At 46.1% G+C, this 19009-nt stretch carries 14 protein-coding genes; 10 read left to right on the plus strand and 4 right to left on the minus strand.

The window, feature by feature from the left end:
• Positions 1–60: 60 nt before the first annotated feature.
• A complete protein-coding gene (locus NB504_RS09960) occupies positions 61–1530 on the minus strand; it encodes a lactate dehydrogenase (protein ID WP_258428787.1) in 1470 nt (489 codons plus the stop codon).
• Positions 1531–1590: 60 nt separating this feature from the next.
• A complete protein-coding gene (gene deoD / locus NB504_RS09965) occupies positions 1591–2301 on the minus strand; it encodes a purine-nucleoside phosphorylase (RefSeq protein WP_013868368.1) in 711 nt (236 codons plus the stop codon).
• A gap of 309 nt (positions 2302–2610) precedes the next feature.
• Between deoD and NB504_RS09970 the strand changes: the two genes are divergently transcribed.
• The 4 genes from NB504_RS09970 to NB504_RS09985 are packed head-to-tail and all read left to right on the plus strand — an operon-like array spanning position 2611 to position 6745.
• Positions 2611–3564, plus strand: a complete 954-nt coding sequence (locus tag NB504_RS09970; protein WP_141138389.1) for a DUF523 and DUF1722 domain-containing protein — start codon at positions 2611–2613, stop codon at positions 3562–3564.
• Positions 3554–4387: a MerR family transcriptional regulator gene (locus NB504_RS09975; protein WP_017048150.1), complete on the plus strand. Its 834-nt coding sequence runs from the start codon at positions 3554–3556 to the stop codon at positions 4385–4387. The genes NB504_RS09970 and NB504_RS09975 overlap by 11 nt, the downstream gene beginning before the upstream one ends.
• A gap of 16 nt (positions 4388–4403) precedes the next feature.
• Entirely contained in the window at positions 4404–5816 is a 1413-nt protein-coding gene (phrB, locus tag NB504_RS09980; protein ID WP_258428788.1) for a deoxyribodipyrimidine photo-lyase, read from the plus strand.
• A 5-nt stretch (positions 5817–5821) separates the two neighbouring features.
• The gene (locus NB504_RS09985) at positions 5822–6745 is read left to right on the plus strand and encodes a L,D-transpeptidase family protein (RefSeq protein ID WP_013868372.1); all 924 of its coding nucleotides are present in this window, start codon (positions 5822–5824) and stop codon (positions 6743–6745) included.
• Between the two features lie 108 nt (positions 6746–6853).
• Here the strand turns inward: NB504_RS09985 and NB504_RS09990 are convergent, their stop codons facing one another.
• Positions 6854–7123 carry an Lpp/OprI family alanine-zipper lipoprotein gene (locus NB504_RS09990; RefSeq protein ID WP_026027153.1) on the minus strand — a complete coding sequence of 90 codons (270 nt, stop codon included), beginning with the start codon at positions 7121–7123 and terminating at the stop codon, positions 6854–6856.
• A 395-nt stretch (positions 7124–7518) separates the two neighbouring features.
• On the opposite strand from NB504_RS09990, the gene NB504_RS09995 reads away from it, so the two are divergent.
• From NB504_RS09995 to NB504_RS10020, 6 genes are all read left to right on the plus strand, one after another.
• Positions 7519–8865, plus strand: coding sequence for a DEAD/DEAH box helicase (locus NB504_RS09995; protein ID WP_026027154.1), 1347 nt, complete (start codon positions 7519–7521; stop codon positions 8863–8865).
• Positions 8866–9121: 256 nt separating this feature from the next.
• Positions 9122–11134, plus strand: a complete 2013-nt coding sequence (locus tag NB504_RS10000; protein ID WP_258428789.1) for a prolyl oligopeptidase family serine peptidase — start codon at positions 9122–9124, stop codon at positions 11132–11134.
• Positions 11135–13276, plus strand: coding sequence for a TonB-dependent hemoglobin/transferrin/lactoferrin family receptor (locus tag NB504_RS10005; protein WP_258428790.1), 2142 nt, complete (start codon positions 11135–11137; stop codon positions 13274–13276). It abuts the gene before it with no gap.
• A 9-nt stretch (positions 13277–13285) separates the two neighbouring features.
• Positions 13286–15562, plus strand: a complete 2277-nt coding sequence (locus NB504_RS10010; protein ID WP_258428792.1) for a proprotein convertase P-domain-containing protein — start codon at positions 13286–13288, stop codon at positions 15560–15562.
• A 2-nt stretch (positions 15563–15564) separates the two neighbouring features.
• Positions 15565–17025 (plus strand): DUF1566 domain-containing protein, encoded by a 1461-nt coding sequence (locus tag NB504_RS10015; RefSeq protein WP_258428794.1) that lies wholly within the window; start codon positions 15565–15567, stop codon positions 17023–17025.
• Positions 17022–17579 (plus strand): DUF1566 domain-containing protein, encoded by a 558-nt coding sequence (locus NB504_RS10020; RefSeq protein ID WP_222715505.1) that lies wholly within the window; start codon positions 17022–17024, stop codon positions 17577–17579. The genes NB504_RS10015 and NB504_RS10020 overlap by 4 nt, the downstream gene beginning before the upstream one ends.
• Positions 17580–17754: 175 nt before the next feature.
• On the opposite strand, the gene NB504_RS10025 is transcribed toward NB504_RS10020, so the two are convergent.
• The gene (locus NB504_RS10025) at positions 17755–19008 is read right to left on the minus strand and encodes a phosphopentomutase (protein WP_166538116.1); all 1254 of its coding nucleotides are present in this window, start codon (positions 19006–19008) and stop codon (positions 17755–17757) included.
• Position 19009 lies beyond the last annotated feature (1 nt).

Raw genomic sequence — 19009 nt, forward strand, 5'->3', positions numbered from 1 at the left:
TTCATTACCACAATAATCTGCGCTACTTCACAATCCACAGTCTAAATATAACCTAAAAATCTAAGAGAGTAGTTCTTTCAATGTCAGTGGATGTTTGGTTAATTCCAAATTTTGGGCGGCGGTGAATCCATGTTTATCTTGGTAGCACAGATTGTGCCAAGCACGAAAAATATCCAGCATTGGTTGTAGGCCGCCAGGGCGAAGTTTGCGCCTCGGTTCGTTGATAAAGCTTTCGAACAACAGTTGGAAGCGTTTTTGATAGAACTCTGTTTGCTTAATCGATGCTTTATCGAGCCAAGCTTCGGGTGTTGGATTGTCTCCTGCCAAATAGCAAACACCTTTGGCAGCCCGTGCCTGATTAGCAATAGCCCAGCGATCTCGCCACCATCCCATGTGAACAATGTCCGTTTTATTCACGGAATGTCCATTTTGCCATTGCGGATCTTCCTCAACGTACATCAAGTCAACATTCTTACGCTTGATTCGCGGCAAACAGACGCTCAATGCGGCAGAACGTAAAACCGGATCTTGAGGCAGATAGATAGAAACTCGCTTATCTTCAAGGCACAAATCCAGCACGTGGAGGAAGTGAGCATAAGAGGTGTAAGGAGGGCGAATCAAGGCGCCTTTAGAAGGGTAATGAAAAGTGGTGAGGTTACCCATGGGGTCTTCAACATTACCGCGGGCTAAAATTGTTTGGTATTTCTGATCAATACGCTCACGCAATAGCGGAGATGCGTCAGGAGTGGGTAGATTCGCTTCGGATGAATGTTCACGAGAAACAAAACGCGCGGGCGAGTGATAGGGGTTGTGATCAAGCTCGCCTGCAGGCTCTTCATTGGCGGAATAGTTTACGTGCTGACAGAGTATGTAACCTGTTTTGGCTTCACCTGTTGCAAACCACAATACGCCGTTGTCGCTATGGGGTTGGAGCGGGATGTAATTGCAAGCCAGTTCATATTGGTTTGCATGATTCACCCAACGCGCATCAATCATGGCCAGTTTTCGCCGACAGCGACTGGCAATGTGCTCGACATGATCATAAAACGTTTTTGGGTTGATGGATAATTTACGGCAAATCTCTCGCACCGAATAACTCATGAAGAGTAGGCCGAGTAAGGTTTCTTGAAAAACGAGTTTTTTGTTGGCTCCTGACCACTTATCAACAAAGGTACTCTGACAAGCTTTGCAACGGTATCGCTGGCGATCGCCGCTGTAGCCAAAAGCGTGATAGAGGTGTTTGTGTGTATGAACAGATAAACCGAAATTTTGGCAATCATCACTGCGACAAGCGGGCAAACCGTCGCTGTGAAGCTGCCTTAAACGGTGTAATTCGTTTAACACTTCTCGGTTGTTAAGTAAGGGGGGGAAAGCTCCACATTCACGACAAACCATCGTTGGACGCTTCGGGTTTACGCGCTGCAGAACGTACCGTTCGGCTTCACTCAGTCCAAAGTTGTCACACGCCAATGTTTTACAAAAGTTGAGTTGTAAACCATCTGCGTCCTTGGGTAGTTGGTCGTTGGACACAATCGCCCCCTCGGGGTAATTTAAGGCTGCCAATTTGGGTGAGCAGCTGAGGTTTAAAAATTAGATACTAATCGCTGTTTCAAGCGCGACTTTCATCATGTCGTTAAAAGAGGTTTGGCGATCTTCAGAGCTTAATTTCTCACCGCGAATGATGTGGTCTGACACGGTAAGAATCGTCAATGCTTTTGCGCCTAGATCCGCTGCAACGCCATAAATACCGGCCGCTTCCATATCCACGCCTAAGATGCCAAGCTTATTCATTTTTTCGAATAAATCACCTTCAGGTGTGTAGAACAGATCAGCGGAAAACACGTTGCCTACCTTCACGGGCACGTTTTGTGCGCGGGCTTGATTGACGGCCGTTTCAAGCAATCCGTAATCCGCAATCGCGGCGAAATCGTGGTTGTTAAAACGGATGCGGTTAACTTTGGAATCGGTTGAAGCACCCATACCAATAACGATATCCATTAGATTGACATCGTCACGAACTGCGCCACAGCTACCAATACGGATGATATTTTTTACACCGTATTCTGAAATCAACTCGTGAACATAAATCGAGCATGATGGAATGCCCATACCGTGGCCCATAACGGATACTTTTTTACCTTTATAAGTACCGGTATAACCGAACATACTGCGAACATCACAAACCTGTTTAGCATCATCTAAAAAAGTTTCAGCAATGTATTTTGCACGTAATGGATCGCCTGGCATTAGAACGGTTTCAGCGAAATCACCAACTTGTGCATTAATGTGTGGGGTTGCCATCGTTATTACTCCAAAGTTTTCGAGTCAGCAATTCATTTCTCTAATCAGATAAATTACTAATTCTGTTGAATCTGATGTGTTTTGTTGAGGCAATACTAGCCATGCATGGCAACTATCCTTGAGATATTGGTCACAGAATGAAGGTTAATACCCTTTTTTGAGCTCATTGATAACTAAAAATGTTGAAAGTGGTAAGGCAATCGATTTGGGTAAACGTTTACTTTTTATGTGTACATAAATATATTTTGTATAAGGTGGTTGGAGTGTGCTATACATTATACAACAAATATTTTTGTATATGAGGCGGCGATGAGTAATCCAGAAATTCGTATCGGGATCAGTGCATGTGTGCTGGGAGAGCAAGTCCGTTTTGATTCTGGCCACAAAGCGAGTGACTTTGTGACCAAAGAGTTAACGAATTATTTCTCTTTCATACCCGTTTGCCCAGAGGTTTCGATTGGCTTAACCGTGCCAAGGCCTACCATTCGCCTGATCTCTCACGAAGAGCGTTTAGCGCTGGTTGAAACTAAAGATGAAACCAAAGATTACACGCAAGCCATGTTCGATTTCTCAGAACGAAAAGTTGATGAGCTCGAATTGATGAAATTGTGTGGTTATATCGTTTGTGCGAAATCCCCGACATGTGGCATGGAAAGAGTCAAAGTCTATAAGCATCAACGAGCAGACAAAGAGGGTGTTGGGCTTTATACCGCCACTTTGATGCGTAAAATGCCGTGGTTGCCTGTAGAGGAAGATGGCCGTTTGCATGATCCAGTGCTTCGCGAAAACTTCATTACGCGTGTCTACTGTTTACATGATTTTTATCAATCGATAGGTGACAACCCGACACCGGGCAAAGTGGTGGCTTTTCATTCACGCTACAAATTGACGTTAATGGCGCATCACCCGCAAGCGTATCGAGAACTCGGCCGTTTGGTGGCTGAAGTCAAGCAGCATCCGCCACAGTATTTTATTGAGCATTATCGCCAAGGGCTAATGGATGCGCTTAAACACAGAGCGAGCCGTAAAAATAACACCAATGTTTTGATGCACATTCAGGGTTATTTCAAACGAGCCTTAAACAAAGAGCAGAAAGTAGAGTTAGCGCAATTGATTGATGACTATCGAACTGGCGAGCTTCCTTTACTTGCGCCTATTACGTTGCTCAAACATTACATAAAAATGTATCCCGATGCTTATCTGCAGCAACAGCACTATTTATCGCCTTATCCACAAACGCTAAGGTTACGTTATGGACTATGAGAACCCACTGACTGAAAACATGATGACTGAAAAATTATACGCTATTCGAGACGTTGCCGAGATGACTGGAGTAAAGCCCGTTACCTTGCGTGCATGGCAGCGCCGCTATCACCTCGTTCAGCCACAGCGCACGGAAAAAGGGCATCGCCTTTATTCACAAGAGGATATTGCGACGATTCGCATCATTCAAGGCTGGCTGGCGAAAGGGGTTTCGATTGGCAAAGTGAGTGCATTGCTCAGTGGCAGTGAAAGCATCATCGATACTTTGGCAAATCATGGTTCAGAGCTTTTAGAGCAAGAACAATTGCTGCAAGCTTTAGTGGATCTCAATAAAGGCAAAGCGGAATCAACCATTGCTACAGTATTGAAAGAGTATCCGTTAGAGATTGTTGAGCAGCAGTTTGTCTTTCCTGTCATCGACACGTTAGAGCGGGTTAAAGGACCGTTGCGCAGTTTGCAAAAAGGGCTTTTTCAGGCACTGATGATAAGCAAGTTGAGCTCGATCATTGAAGCGGAAAACAAAGCGGCAACTAAAGGAAAATGTCTTTGCGTTAATCTTGATCCAACATCGAGCATACTGGCTTGGTTATGGTTCGTGGGAAAGGTGGAAGCTGGGTATAACCTCACTATCTTAGATGGTGTCGAAGATCTTACCGCTCTTGTTGATCATGATGCTTTAGCAAACTACCAACAGGTTGCGCTGTTTGCCAATCGAGCACTAACCGAGCAGCAAGTTCAAGCGTTACGGAAATTGCGTATCTCACTGGGAGATAAGCTTTCGTTGTCAGATGTGGTTGCTCGTCTGCACCATTCGTTAGATTAATCAGTAAGGATGTACAGTGAAATTACTCTGGCTGCGCCGAGATTTACGATCCGTTGATAATACGGCATTACATGCCGCCATTGATGGTGAAGAACCTGTTGTTGCCGTATTCATTGCAACGCCAGCACAGTGGCAAAAACACCATCTTGCTCCGATGCAGGCGGATCTTATTTATCGGCGTTTATTTGAGCTGCAACGTGAACTGCAAGCACTCAATATTGCTCTGCTGTATGAGGAAGTTGATGATTACGCTGATGCTGCGCAGCAGATTGCCACTATTGCTAAGCAGCTTAATGCCAGCGCTGTGTTGGTTAATCGCGAGTATGAAATCAATGAGTTGCAGCGTGATGAGATGGCGAGCCAGTTTTGCCTAGAGCGCCAGATCGAGTGGCGAGCATACGACGATAAGTGCATTATTGCCCCCGGTTTGGTCAAAAACAAGCAAGGTGATTATTTCAAAGTCTTTACCCCTTTTAAACGGGCGTGGTTGTCACAAGCGGCTCTTCCTCAAATTTTACCAACGCCTATTTCTGCACATTATAAACGCATAAAGGATCTTGAGCCGTTGCTGTGGAGCGAACACCGCTCGTTCAGCTATCCACGCATCAGCAGTGATCATTGGGTGGTCGAGTTCGATGCAATTCGCGCTAAATTACGCCAGTTTTGCCGTGATAAGGTACAGAATTACCACCAGCAGCGTGATTTTCCCGCGTTGGATTCGACCAGCGCACTGTCACCTTATCTCGCAATAGGGGCGCTTTCTGCGCGTCAATGTATGGCGCGTCTATACGCTGAATCGCAACATATTGGGTTGTCTGAAGGGGCGCAAACTTGGCTGAGCGAAATTATTTGGCGTGAATTCTATCAGCATCTGATCGGGTTCCGTCCTGATCTCTGTAAAGGAAAAGATTTTGCACCTTGGGGGAAACATGTCTCTTGGTGGGAGAACTCAACGGCCTTTGAACGTTGGCAGCAGGGTCAAACCGGGTTCCCTATTGTCGATGCGGCGATGCGCCAACTGAACAAAACGGGGTGGATGCATAACCGATTAAGGATGGTTGTGGCCAGTTTTCTAACCAAAGATCTGCATATCGATTGGCGACTTGGTGAACAATATTTTATGCAAACATTAGTGGATGGCGATTATGCATCCAACAATGGCGGTTGGCAGTGGTGTGCTTCAACAGGGTGTGATGGGCAACCTTATTTTCGAATTTTTAACCCTACCAGCCAAGGGGAACGTTTTGATCCGAAAGGGGATTTTATTCGTCAGTGGGTACCTGAATTGGCTTCGTTGCCAGATAAGTACATCCACACGCCTTGGAAATTCCCTGCCGTCAATTCCTTGTCATATCCCGCGCCAATGGTTGATCATAAAGTAGAAAGAGAGATAACCTTACAGCTCTATAAAGACGCCAAGGATACCTGATTACCATGCTACGCAAGCTACTCTCTTTGTGTTGTTGCTGGGGTGCGCTCAGTGTGAACGCGTTTGCCGCGACTTATGATTTTCCTGCCGAAGGCAGTAGCATGGTTGGCCGAACTCAATATCACGTGATTGAGCAGGGCGAAACCTTAGCGCAAATTGCAAAACAGTACGATGTTGGGTTTTTATCTTTGATGGCGGCTAACAAAGGAATTGACCCATTTTTGCCGCAGCAAGAGTTTGTGCTAACCATTCCGTCACAAATTATTTTACCGCGCGTGGCTTACGAAGGCATCGTCATCAACTTAGCGGAACTGCGGCTCTATTACTTTGAGCCTGAAAAACGCAAAGTGCATATTTTCCCCGTCGGTATTGGCCGTATTGGTCGTGACACGCCCGAAATGGAAACCACTATCAGCCAAAAACGACCGAACCCAACTTGGACACCTCCTCAATCTATCCGCACTGAATATAAAGCGAAAGGTATTGAACTGCCTGCGGTGGTGCCTGCTGGGCCAGATAACCCGCTTGGCGAATACGCGCTTCGTCTCGCTTATGGTGCGGGTGATTATTTGATCCACGGTACCAACAAAGATTTTGGTATTGGTATGAGAGTCAGCTCAGGTTGTATTCGTATGGATCCCAAGGATATTGAATGGCTGTTTAAGCAGGTTCAGCGTGGCGAGAAAGTGAAAGTAATTGATGAGCCGATAAAATTAGCCTTAGAGCCAGACCGAAGCGTATTTCTTGAAGCTCATGAACCTTTAACGCGCAGTAACGGTAGTAAAAAAGAGTTGCAGGTACCGCAAGAACTTCGCTGGTGGTTGGATGAATTTAACAAATCAGATGCGAAAGCGAGAGCGGTGATCTTGGCGCAAAATGGTGTGCCTGTCGAAGTTGTGGCTGCAGATTTTTCAACCTCATTGGAGTAATTAAAGAAGTTGATGAGTTCATTAATGGTGAACCATGTAATAGCAGCAATAAAAAAGGCTTGAATTAACAAGCCTTTTAAGCAATTTCAGCTATGGAATATAACGAAATTATTTCGTGTATGACTGAGCAATATTATCGATACGCTCGTTTGCACGAGCCGCTTCTTCTTGCGCAGCGGCAGCGGCATCAGCCGCTTGGCTTACTTTAGACGAAAGTGTCGATTGCTCGCTCTTAAGTGCAGAAATTTGATCACTGAGTTGGCTAACTTGGTTGCTTAGCTGATCCATTTTCGTCATTGCTGCGTCATCAGGGCCTGATGCGCAACCAGCAAGTAGAAGTACAGAAGAGGCTGCAGCTGCAATTAACATCTTATTCATTATTGAACTCCTTGTTTGTAAGATTATTATCAATGACGCCCTATTATACTTTTCCTACTTGAAGCTACAGCGGTGCTGTTTACCTGCAACGTCAAGTTGTTTGGGTATACACTTGTTTGGAAATCATCATATAGTGACGAACTCAATTGTAGACACTATTCTAGCGTTCACCCAGTAGCCGAACGTCAAAATAATCCAAGAATTTCAATTTATGCTCATTTACTCCGCTATGTCTCATCGTTAAGAGACGTATTTTCTATCTTCTTATGCCTTGAAAAAGTGTGCGTGCTGATTATTTTTATGTGATCTCTATCTATCTAAGCGCCTTTCGGGCTATCATATTGCGTTTTCATTTTGACCTCTTGCCCTATTTATTGTGGCAACTTTACAAATTTTTGGAGAATCCTTTGCAGTTTAAAGATTTAGGCTTAGACAATCGCTTATTGAAGACCCTCAAACACTATGACTTCAAACAAGCGACAGAGATCCAACAACAAGCGGTTCCCGTGGCGATTGCAGGTAAAGATTTGTTGGCATCCTCTAAGACTGGTTCGGGTAAAACATTAGCGTTTGTTTTGCCAATGCTGCATAAGTCTCTCAAAACTAAAGCGTTATCAGCAAAAGACCCTAGAGCTCTGATTCTCGCTCCGACACGTGAGTTGGCCAAACAAGTGTACGGTGAGCTGCGTACTATGCTCAGTGGGTTGAGCTACGAAGCAACGCTGATTGTGGGCGGTGAAAACTTTAACGACCAAGTAAAAGCACTGCGCCGTTTCCCCCGTTTTATTGTGGCGACTCCCGGTCGTTTAGCGGATCACTTAGAGCACCGCTCGTTGCGTCTTGATGGTTTAGATACGCTGATCCTTGATGAAGCTGACCGCATGCTGGACCTAGGTTTTGCTCCGGAACTACGCCGTATTCATCATGCAGCGAACCACCGTCGTCGCCAAACACTGATGTTTTCCGCAACGCTTGATCACGGCCAAGTGAATGACTTTGGTACCGAGTTGCTTAAAGATCCAAAACGCATTTCGATTGGTGTTGTCAACGAAGAGCATAAAGACATCACCCAAAAATTCTACCTTTGTGATCATCTTGATCACAAAGAAGCCTTACTCGAACGCGTGCTGCAAGAAGCCGAATATCGACAAGTGATCATTTTTACCGCAACCCGTTCTGATACTGAGCGTTTAACGCTTAAACTCAACGAGCAGAAACTGAAAGCCGTTGCGTTGAGTGGTAATTTAAATCAAAACCAACGCAACACCATCATGAGCCAGTTTGAGCGCGCTGTATTTAAAATTTTGGTCACGACGGATGTGGCTTCACGCGGCCTTGATATCGCGAACGTGACGCACGTGATTAACTTTGATATGCCCAAACATACGGAAGAGTATGTGCACCGTGTTGGTCGTACAGGCCGTGCGGGTAATAAAGGTGATGCAATCTCGCTGGTTGGCCCAAAAGATTGGGACAGCTTCAAGCGCGTGGAAGCCTTTTTGCAGCAAGATATCGAGTTCTCTCAATTTGATGATCTGAAAGGTAAATTTACCGGACTAAAACCACGCGTTCCGGCCTTTAAGAAAAACGCAGCCGCTAAGACTAAAAGTACTAAGCCCAAGGCGCACACCGCCAATAAAAAGCCCGTTAAACGCGATAAAACCTTTTATCAGAATGTGGCAGTGGGTGATGCGGTATTTGTGCCGAAAAAGAGAGTTGCACCTAAAGTTGACGATGAGTAACAGCGAGCGTCTTGTCAGCGTGACCTTTCGGTCAATCGAATCTGCTGACGGACTCAATGCCAGTATTTGCTGAGACAACCTCACCCTAATTATAAAAACACCGCCAAATTGGCGGTGTTTTTATATACACGCAAACGTTCACCCTTATAAATTTCATAATTTCTCTATTTTATATAAAAATGATAATTGATCTCATTATCGTTTAGTGGCAAGCTGCGCCTCATTATAATAATTGGCTATGTTTTCACTGATCATAATGAAATTACTCAATATCATTGCTTTTATTGTTGGTTTGTCTTGTTTTCATTCATCTTATGGTGAGTCACTGCAGTGGCTGGAAGATGGCTCGCGTAGCCAGCCTAAGGTTCGAGCACACCTTGAAGATCACAATAAAAAAACACAACAGTGGCTCAATCAAGCCACACCACTTTCTAATGCACTAGTCAAAACATGGTCAGAGAATAAGAGCGTAAAAGCACCGATACCTTGGCTCATCCAGTACCAAAATTACTATCATGATCAAGTAATTAAGGGTGAACGTTTTGTTGTTAAAAAGACCGCAGAAGACAGCCCAATTGAGCGCTTGGTCAATATCAGTGTAAGACAGCAGCAATCAGATTATTACCAGTTAGCCAATTGGGCGGTGGCAAAAGGGGACCGCTTTATTGCATTAAGCGAAGATTTGACTGGCGAAGAGCACTACACGCTGACGCTGGTGGATCGTGTATCGAAGCAGGAAATCGTGCTTAGCCAATCTGCAACGACCCAAGCTATTTGGTCTGAAAATGGCCAATACCTCTATTTTTTGGCGGCAGAAGAAAGCCGTTCTTCTCGCTTATTACAGCGCTATGATGTGCTGAGCAAGCAGACAAAAACCCTATGGGAATGGGCTGATCCGCAGTGGATCGTGTCTCTCTATTTGGCGGCGGATCCGCATTTTTCCCTCGTGCAAGTCAACAACGAAAACAGCAGTGAACAACGTATTTTAGAGACTAACAGCTCTCACTTAAGCCTTCCGCTTCGTGCCGCACAGCCGGGTATTGAATACTACGCAGACGTTGCTAATGGCTGGCTTTACATCAATAGTAACCTCAACGGCAAGTTTGCACTCTACCGTCGATTACTGAGCATGAATGAAAACCCTTGGCAGCTTTTTTATGCGCCAGATGATCATTCCACGCTGGATAATTTTTATTTATATCAAGCTGGCGTTGTGGTTAAAACCAACCAAGCACAGCATTCTCAACTGGCCATTATAGATCAGCATGGAAAATTGAGAGCATCACAGCCTTTGGCAACAGAAAGTGAGGTCGCTTGGGTCTCTCGTAACGGTGATTGGCAAAGCAATAAACTGCGGGTGCGTTCAATGTCGATGGTTTCTGCAGGAGTTTGGCGTGAGTTTGATGTGGCAAGCTTACAATGGAAGCGACTGGGTCAAGACCACTATCCTGCTTATTTACCGGAACAGTATGAGTCACAACAGATTGTGGTGGATGTTGATGGCGTAGCTATTCCTGTCACTTTGGCGTACCGAAAAGACACCTTGAGCGCACAGTCCAGCGTCTTTCTTTATGGCTACGGCGCGTATGGCGTCACTATGCGTCCGTACTTTATGCCACAAGTGATCAGTTTATTGGATCAAGGCGTAATTTATGCGATTGCTCATGTGCGCGGTGGTGGTTATCACGGTGAATCATGGCACCGCGCTGGGTCTGGCATTCTGAAAAAAATAGGCATCTCAGATTTCCTGAACGTCGCCTCTTCATTGCAGCATTTTAATAACGGCCAACGCGCTATTTATGCGATTGGCGGCAGCGCTGGTGGAACCTTAGTTGCGGCCGCGGTTAATCAAAACCCAGCACTTTTTGCTGGAGTGGTGCTGCAAGTGCCTTTTGTGGATGTGCTTAGAAGCATGTCCACAGAAGACTCCTCTTCACTCTCGGTGCAGCAGCGAGAAGAGTGGGGAGATCCTAGCCAGCCATTGCAACGCTCAGCAATTGAAGCTTATGACCCACTACTCAATATTCAAGCCAAACCTTATCCGCCAACCCTTGTCCGTGTCGGGTGGTTTGATAACCGTGTCCCTTATTGGGAAGGCGCGAAATACATAGAAAAAATGTCGATGATGAGTACGGGTATCGGGCCTTACTTGTTATGGACGGACTTCAATAGCGGGCACAGTAGCGATTCACGTAAGGCACTACAGCAACAGGCCGTGGAATACGCCTTTCTTCTTACCATAGATAAAAACAAAAAAGCGGAGCAGTAAATGAAGCTTTCTCCAATCACCGCAGCGGTGCTTAGCGTACTTGCGGTAGGGTCAGTGCATGCCGAATTCAGCCTAACCAAGCTTGAAGAAGTAGTGGTGAGTGCCAATAAAGTAGAACAGCCGTTGTCAAAAGTCGCTGGCTCAATATCAGCGATTGACGGTGAAACCATTGAAAAACAAGGCGCGACAGAACTGTATGATGTATTGAGTCATGAACCCGGAATCAGTGTTACGGGTGGCGCTGGTCGGCCACAAAACATCACGATTCGAGGGATGACGGGCAACCGCATTGCGATCATTCAAGATGGCGTCGCCGCATCGGACGGCTATGGTGCCAATGACATTAACGACAAAGTAGGCCGCAATACTTTCGCCTTAGACAACATAAAAAGCATTGAGGTTGTGAAAGGGGCAGGGTCTACCATTCATGGTTCGGGCGCGATCGGCGGCGTTGTGGTTGTCACCACAAAATCGCCGGCGGATTATTTGCAAGGACGTGATTTCTATATTGATGCCTCTGGCTCCTACACAGGGATCAGCAATCAATATAAGAGCAGTAGCACGCTAGCGGTGCGCAATGGAAATGGTGAAAGCTTGGTGACCATTTCATATTGGCAAGGCGAAGAGACTCGCAACTTTAACCAAGATCTCTATAACCGAGATATTGAAGGATTCAGTGCATCGTTAGCCCACGATCACATGGTCAATGATTCGCTGTTACTCAGTGCAAAATTTAACGCCTATAAAGATGAAAACATCCGCAAAGAAGGCATTGCTTCCATTCAACGCGATGACAAATGGGAAAGCAAAGAATTTTTTGAACAGGAACAGCACCAAACCTTATCGGCATCATTGGGGGTGCAATTAGATACCCTTTCTTTCTGGGCAGACCATGTGGACGCCAAGCTTTACTGGCGTGATAGTCAAAGTGATACTCAAACCAATCGCTTATTGACCAAACAACATGCCTTTTTCGACACCCTTGAATTTCGTCGTGAGAGACGCGATGAAAGTTTTTCTGATCAGTTGATAGGGCTATCGGTTGATTTAGAAAAAGCAGCACGAGTCCACAACATCGAGCACCAATTTATTTACGGTGCAGTGCTTAATACCAATCGTTATGAACGCCCTCGTCACGTGGATACCAAGGATTCCAGTGGGGAAACCTACGAAAATATTATTCCGTTTGCACCAGCGAAGGCCTATGGTTTGGGCGTCTATTTGCAAGATAGATTTAGCCTTAACCAGTGGACATTTAGCGCTGGTTTACGTTTTGATTTGAATAACCTTACTCCTCAGTCAGGGCAACCTATTGCTGGTTTTGCTGTTAGTGAAATTCAAACCAGTGAATGGTCACCGAGCGCATCCGTAGCTTACCAGTGGACGCCATCATTCAACAGTTACCTCAGTTACAACCACGGCTACCGCGCTCCGACCTATGACAAAGCCTACGGTGCGGCAGACCACAGCTTTGTTCCACTGACGCCGTTTTTTATCGCGCCTAACATGAATTTACAGGCTGAAACCAGTGATAGTTTTGAGTTGGGTTCAAAATACGATAATGGCCAATCTCAAGCTTATGTCGCGGTTTTTTACTCTCTCTTTGACAATTTCATGGACACTAAAGACGTGGGATTTGATAGCGATAGAGGCGCTTGGATCAAGCAGTACCAAAATATTAATGGCGTCGAAACGTATGGCGTGGAGTTCACCTTCGCCCATCAACTGAATCAACATTGGTCAACCACGTTCAAAGCGGGTTATGTGGATGGCAAAGATGATCAACATGAATACGTTCGTACCATCACGCCGTGGGAAGGAAATGGACAACTAAATTACCAGCAGCAAGATTGGGATGCCTACGCACGTTGGAACTGGGCGAGTTCGATGGACCGAGCACCAGCATGCTCTGATGATATCGGCCGTAAAGCGCAATGCGCGCAAACGTCGGCATGGTCTACGGTCGATCTTGGCGTGAGTTATCAAGTGATGCGTGACCTTGATGTGAGTCTCAACATCATGAACCTATTCGACCGTGAATACGTTCGTTATCAAGACGTCGCGGGTGTAAGTCAAAGTCAAACTCTCTATTCCACTGAGCCCGGGCGTTACTTTACCGCTACGGCTAAATACGTGTTTTAGGAGCTAGAGATGAAAAAAATTATCGTTCTGAGCACCTTGCTATGCTTGAGCCATTCCGCCTTTGCGGGGGAGTGGGACTATCCACTGGCGAAAACGACCATTGCAACGAAAGAGTCGGCTGAGCTGTATTTGAGCTCGCTTTATCCTGATGTTGGGACACTGAAGTTTCGTTATCAAACCGAGAGTTTACTGGGAAATCATTACAACTTTGATGTATGGCAGAACGGCCAATACCAACCGCAAAAAGCGTTAGTGCTCTCGACCGATCAGTCCGGCGTAGTGACGCGCGTGTTCAAAAGTTTGCACAATACGGTCGAGCGAGATGGCGTTGCATTGGTAGCGGCAGAGCTCGAATCGCCCCGCCGATTGGTGGCGAATGAACCGCCTTCGCTCTCATCGGGAGATGTGCAGAGCATCAATGTGCAACTTTTTGACCCCGATTTAAGAACCATGGATCAATTGCCTGCGCCAGATTCGGCGTGGAATGACCTTGCTGATTACCCAAACCAGCCGCACTACCAAAGTGTGAATGTCGAGATGTTGCAAAGTGCAGGTAAATATTACTTAGCCAATGAACGAGTACGACAAGTTGATGCCACCGCCATACAGCAACAAGATGATGCCAAGCAGTGGGTTGATAGCGGTGTTGGCTTACTTAGCGCTGAAGACGTGGCGCAATGGAACTCAGATGCTGAAATTCTCTCCATGGAAATGCTTGATGATCGCTTTGTACAGCTGATGGCTTTTTACCATCTTGATCAATCGATTGATTATACCAAACAGCTCGGTTTTTCTCTGTTTAGTGAGCCCGTGAGGTTTGATGCGAGAGGTTTATCTAGCAACAACTCTTCTTATTATGTTGGCCCGAAAGCGTTGTTGTTTGGTGTTGGGGGCTCGCCCGATGCATTAGATGCCGACGTGGTTACTCATGAGCTTGGGCATGGAATTCATTATCAAATCGTTCCCGATTGGGCTTATGGACATTCGGGCGCGATTGGTGAAGGCTTTGGTGACTATTGGGCGGGTTCGCACAGTTTTCGCCGCCAGTATGCCCAAGGAAAAGCGTTCGAAATTGACACCGTGTTTAATTGGGATGGCTATTTTGGTACTCGTATTTCAACGCGCAGTTTGTGGAATCAACGGGCCAAATATTTTGCATCCGCAGAGTATCGAGCGCATGAAAGTGTAGCAGGTGAGTTGGGTGATGAATTGTGGTCTACCCCTTTATTTCAAGCGCTGAAACAGGCCGTGAATGAGTACGGTCAAGAAGCGTTTGCTGAATTTGACCGTATTGTTCTTGAATCAATGTACGGCTTAGGTCGTGGTCTAAAAATGCATGATTTGAGTGAAAGCATGCTGTATACCGCCAAACAGCTGTACCCGCATCGCGCTTATGATGCGATGCTATTACAGCAATTTAAGCAACATAACTTAGTCCAAGAACCCTTCAAATTCCTGTTGGAACGTCGATTTGTGATGCCAACGGATCCGCTGAACGTGCACATTCAGGCCACGGATCGCCAAGCAAGTTTACAAACGGTAGCCACTTTGCAAGGTGAAGCCGTTACTTTCGCTAGCGAAAAATTCCAGCAGCAGCAATGGAGCATCGCGCTGCCAACCACCTACACCTGCGGAGTCAAACAGACTCTACAACTTGAATCGAGTTATCAATATCAACCGTACCTTGCGATGCAATCTGACAAGCAAACTTTATCGTTTATCGTGGGTAAGCCACAGCTTGCAACGCCGCCAGTAGCGATAAATTCAGTATTGAAAGACGCCAGTATTGACGGTACAGACACGGTTACGTCCGGATTTAAGAGCTATGGCTTGACGCTCGATGTTGGCAACGCATTGATTGATGAAGATTTTGTGGTTCGCTTGCAGTTATCGCACCCAGAGCTACAAGAGCTGCGCGTTACCTTGATTTCGCCCGCGGGGACACGCGTCGAATTACTCAACCAAGCACCATCGGCCATCAATGGTTTTGATGACTATTGGGTGCTGGCACATGATGCCATATTGGGCTCTTTACAAGGCGAAGCCCTAAGCGGCTACTGGCGTTTGGAAGTGATTGACTACAACCCGGGAAATTCCGGCACCTTGATTGAATGGGGGGTAGGCCGCCTAGCGGGCTATCAATGCCCTCAACCTGTGACCAACGCACTTTCACCTGAAACAGGTGGTGGTTCGACTTCACTGCTCTTATTACTTCCTCTCGCGGCATTCGCCATGAGACGACGTAATTTGTTGGCTATTTTTTCACTTAAACTGAAGAACACATAACTATGTACTTAAGACTTTCAACACTTTCGCTGGCACTTTTACTGGCTGGTTGTGGTGGCGGTGAAAGTGGAGATGTAGCCAATACATCTTTACCCAGCCATAAAATCAGCGGGCAAATTCAAGCGCAAAACGTCGCACTTGATGCCACGGTCTGCATTGATTCTAACCAAAACTTTGCCTGTGATGTAGGCGAAATCAGCACGCAAGCCGATAGCCAAGGGCACTACACCCTCACGAGTGACAGTACTCAAATCTACCGTTTTCCTATTGTGGCTGACGTTTCTACTGGTATTAGTGTCATGACGAGAAGTCGCCAAACCAGCCAATCATCGATCCTGATTGCGCCGGCGCTGGGCAAAAGCAGTGGCAACATACTTAACGGTGTGAGTTCTATTTTTGCCGGCATTATGCTGGATGGAAATACGGAGAAAGAAGCGAATCGCTTGCTTGCCGAGCAGCTTTTGCAATTAGGCGTTGAAGTGAATGGTGATATTTCACAAAACTTTAGCCACACAGCATTGGCAATATTGGATGCCAATGCTGTCGTGTTGCTCCAAAAAGCGAAAGCAAGTGAACGAATTGATTTGCTGGCAACGCTTGGGCAAACCATGGCAAAAAACACACCACTGATTGCCTCTGAGATCGTTTCTGGCGAAAAGATGACCGAATATGCTAATACATTGATGGCGCAAGTATCGGAAGAGCGACCTCTGCAAGACACGGGCATTATTCAGTTCTATTCCGATCAAGGCGCACAAGCGCGGGCTGATGCTGATTATCCCGGTCAAGATGCTGAATATGGCCTAGATATTACCGCCAAAAATGGCGTGACGGGTAAGAGCTTTGCGTTCATCAAATTAGATGCGGCTGGCAATGAACTTGAGGCAGAAGCAAGCGATTGGTCATGCGTTAAAGATGTTTACAGTGGACTTATTTGGGAAGTGAAGTCAGAAGATGACGCGTCTTTGAACTATAAAGAGCGGTTGTTTGCATTAGAAATTGCCGACAAGTTTATCCCTTTTGCAAAAGATGTGACGGCTGCTTCCTGTCAGGCGGCAGGTGATACTATTTGCACTACGCAAGATTACGTCAATCGTATCAATCAAGATAAATTGTGCGGGTTACAAACGTGGCGTTTACCGACCAACAGCGAGCAATACATGATGCTCGATTTAGGTGAAGTGGGTGACGATGCAGTTGGTTTCAACAAAGATTATTTCCCGCATCAGCCGCAGAACACCGAATTTTTGGATGGGCATACGTGGACTTCTGGCATTGCTTATCTCAATACCTCTCAATTTCAAAGTGATGGTTCGATGCAATATCTTTACACGGCGCTGTCTGGTGCAACCAAAGGGGAACGTAGCCCGATTGAACTCTACTCCAGCAGCACGGCGGCGGACAATGACCCGTCTTATGTCCTTCCGATTCGAGTTGTTGCAACCAAGGAGAACAACCAATGAAATCTCATTTAATCGCGGCTTCTTGCTTGATCTTTTCTGCTGTCGGCGTCGCCCAAGAGTGTTCTCCTGATATGACGAAAAGCGCACCCAACACGCGCTATGTCTACAGCGAGCAGGGGACGATCAAAGATAAGCTCACTGGCTTAACGTGGATGCGTTGCCAAGTTGGTAAAACATGGGACGCCGCTACGGAGCAGTGTGATGGCGAAGCGACCGGGTTTCGTTGGCAAAGTGCTTTGCAAGAAGTGGCGGCTATCAACCATCCTCAAAGCCGACATGCATTGCACCAATTTGCCAGCCAAGCCGAATGGCGATTGCCGAATATTAAAGAGTTAGTGTCATTGACTGAAATGGCGTGTTTTGGCCCAGCGATGAATAGCAGAGCATTTGCCCAAGGCTTTAAGTATGAAACAGGCAATATCTTGTCGTATTTATGGAGCCAATCACCCCATTTAGCGAGTGGTCAGGTGTGGTCTTTTGATTCCGTCAATGGCGAAATTTACCACTACGCACCGAATTTTGAATTTGGTGTTTTGCTGGTGGCTGAAGAATAAGTGTTATGAAATGACGCCACTTACGCTGTAAGGAAAACGATCAGTCATGTCATGTTGACATGACTGATTCTCTAACCAGAGTGTTCAAAAAATTAGCTGGTTTTATCATGGGTGATCAATCTGTCGACATGGATAGATGTCATGAGTGATCAAAACCCAAGAAGTACCATTGTCATCATTGATGACATTTCTGCTGGTCATTGAGCAACGAAGTGATTGGTGTTCCATGATCGGGTAGTTGCGCGCCGAAGAAAGCACAGACCGTCGCACCGACATCAGACAGTGTTGTGCGCAGCCCAATAGATATAGCTTGTTTACCCTTTTGATAACACAGAAGTGGTACTTGTTCACGGGTATGTTTAGTGTGACCGATGAATGGGTCGTTACCGTGATCGGCCATGACGATTAATACATCCTTTTCATTCATGTTCGTAATAACGTCTTTTAAGCCTTCGTCGGCTTTTTCCAAAACGGTCCAGTATTGTTTAGGATCTTGTTGGTGACCTGCAAGATCGGTTTCTTGAATGTTGGCGCAGAAAAACCCCTCCTTTTCGATACACAAATCACGAATAAGAAAACGAAATATTTGGTTTGTATCAACGAGCGAGGTGTACGAACAACCATGCGGATTTTGTACGATATCGGCCACTTTACCATAAAGCCAAGTTTGGATATTACGCTGATGTAAGTACCAAGGAACTTGGGTTTTTGCATCCACGCCATAGCCTAAGTGCGCCACCTGAAATCCCTCACTGTATACCCCGCTACTGGGTGCATTAATGCCGATATACTTTTGCCCATTAGTCGGGTTTTGTTTCACTTCAACAGCACTTAAGATTTGATCCATAGTGATACCGCACCCAGAGCCGCCAAATGCAATATTGCGACTCACGGAGTTGGCTCTACGCACCACGGCGGCTATTGCCAGCAAGGATTCAAATGTCACTCGGTTAAAGTTACAAGTTAAGTTATAAACTTGCCCCAAATCCGCTTCAAGATTGTCACCAATCACCACCCCTTCATTGACGATCAACAGTGATACTTGTTGTATTGTGTGGCGATTGACGCGATAGCCTTGTGCGAGCAAAGCCGATTCAATATCGGGCAATGCTACTTGAAATGGTTGGATAAGAGGGGCAGTTGGACGAGTGCCCATAATTTCTTGGTGCCCCATAAAGGTGTCGCCCCCCTCGTGGGCTAAGTTTGCACGCCCGGTATTTGCCTGCGGGTTTATCTCCATGACGGATTGTGGGCTGGCAATAATATTTTGCAATCCCAATCTTTCTAAGGTAGGCAAGCGTTTCAACGCAAAATGAGCAAGTAACTTACCCGCGGTATTCGCACCACAGTCTTGTGGCCTAACCAGCGGTACATCCGCCATTTCACCGACACCAAAGCCATCAAGTACAACAACGATAAATTTTGCCATA

Origin of the sequence: Vibrio sp. RM-69-4, assembly GCF_024743775.1 — a bacterium.
GTDB lineage: Bacteria > Pseudomonadota > Gammaproteobacteria > Enterobacterales > Vibrionaceae > Vibrio > Vibrio anguillarum.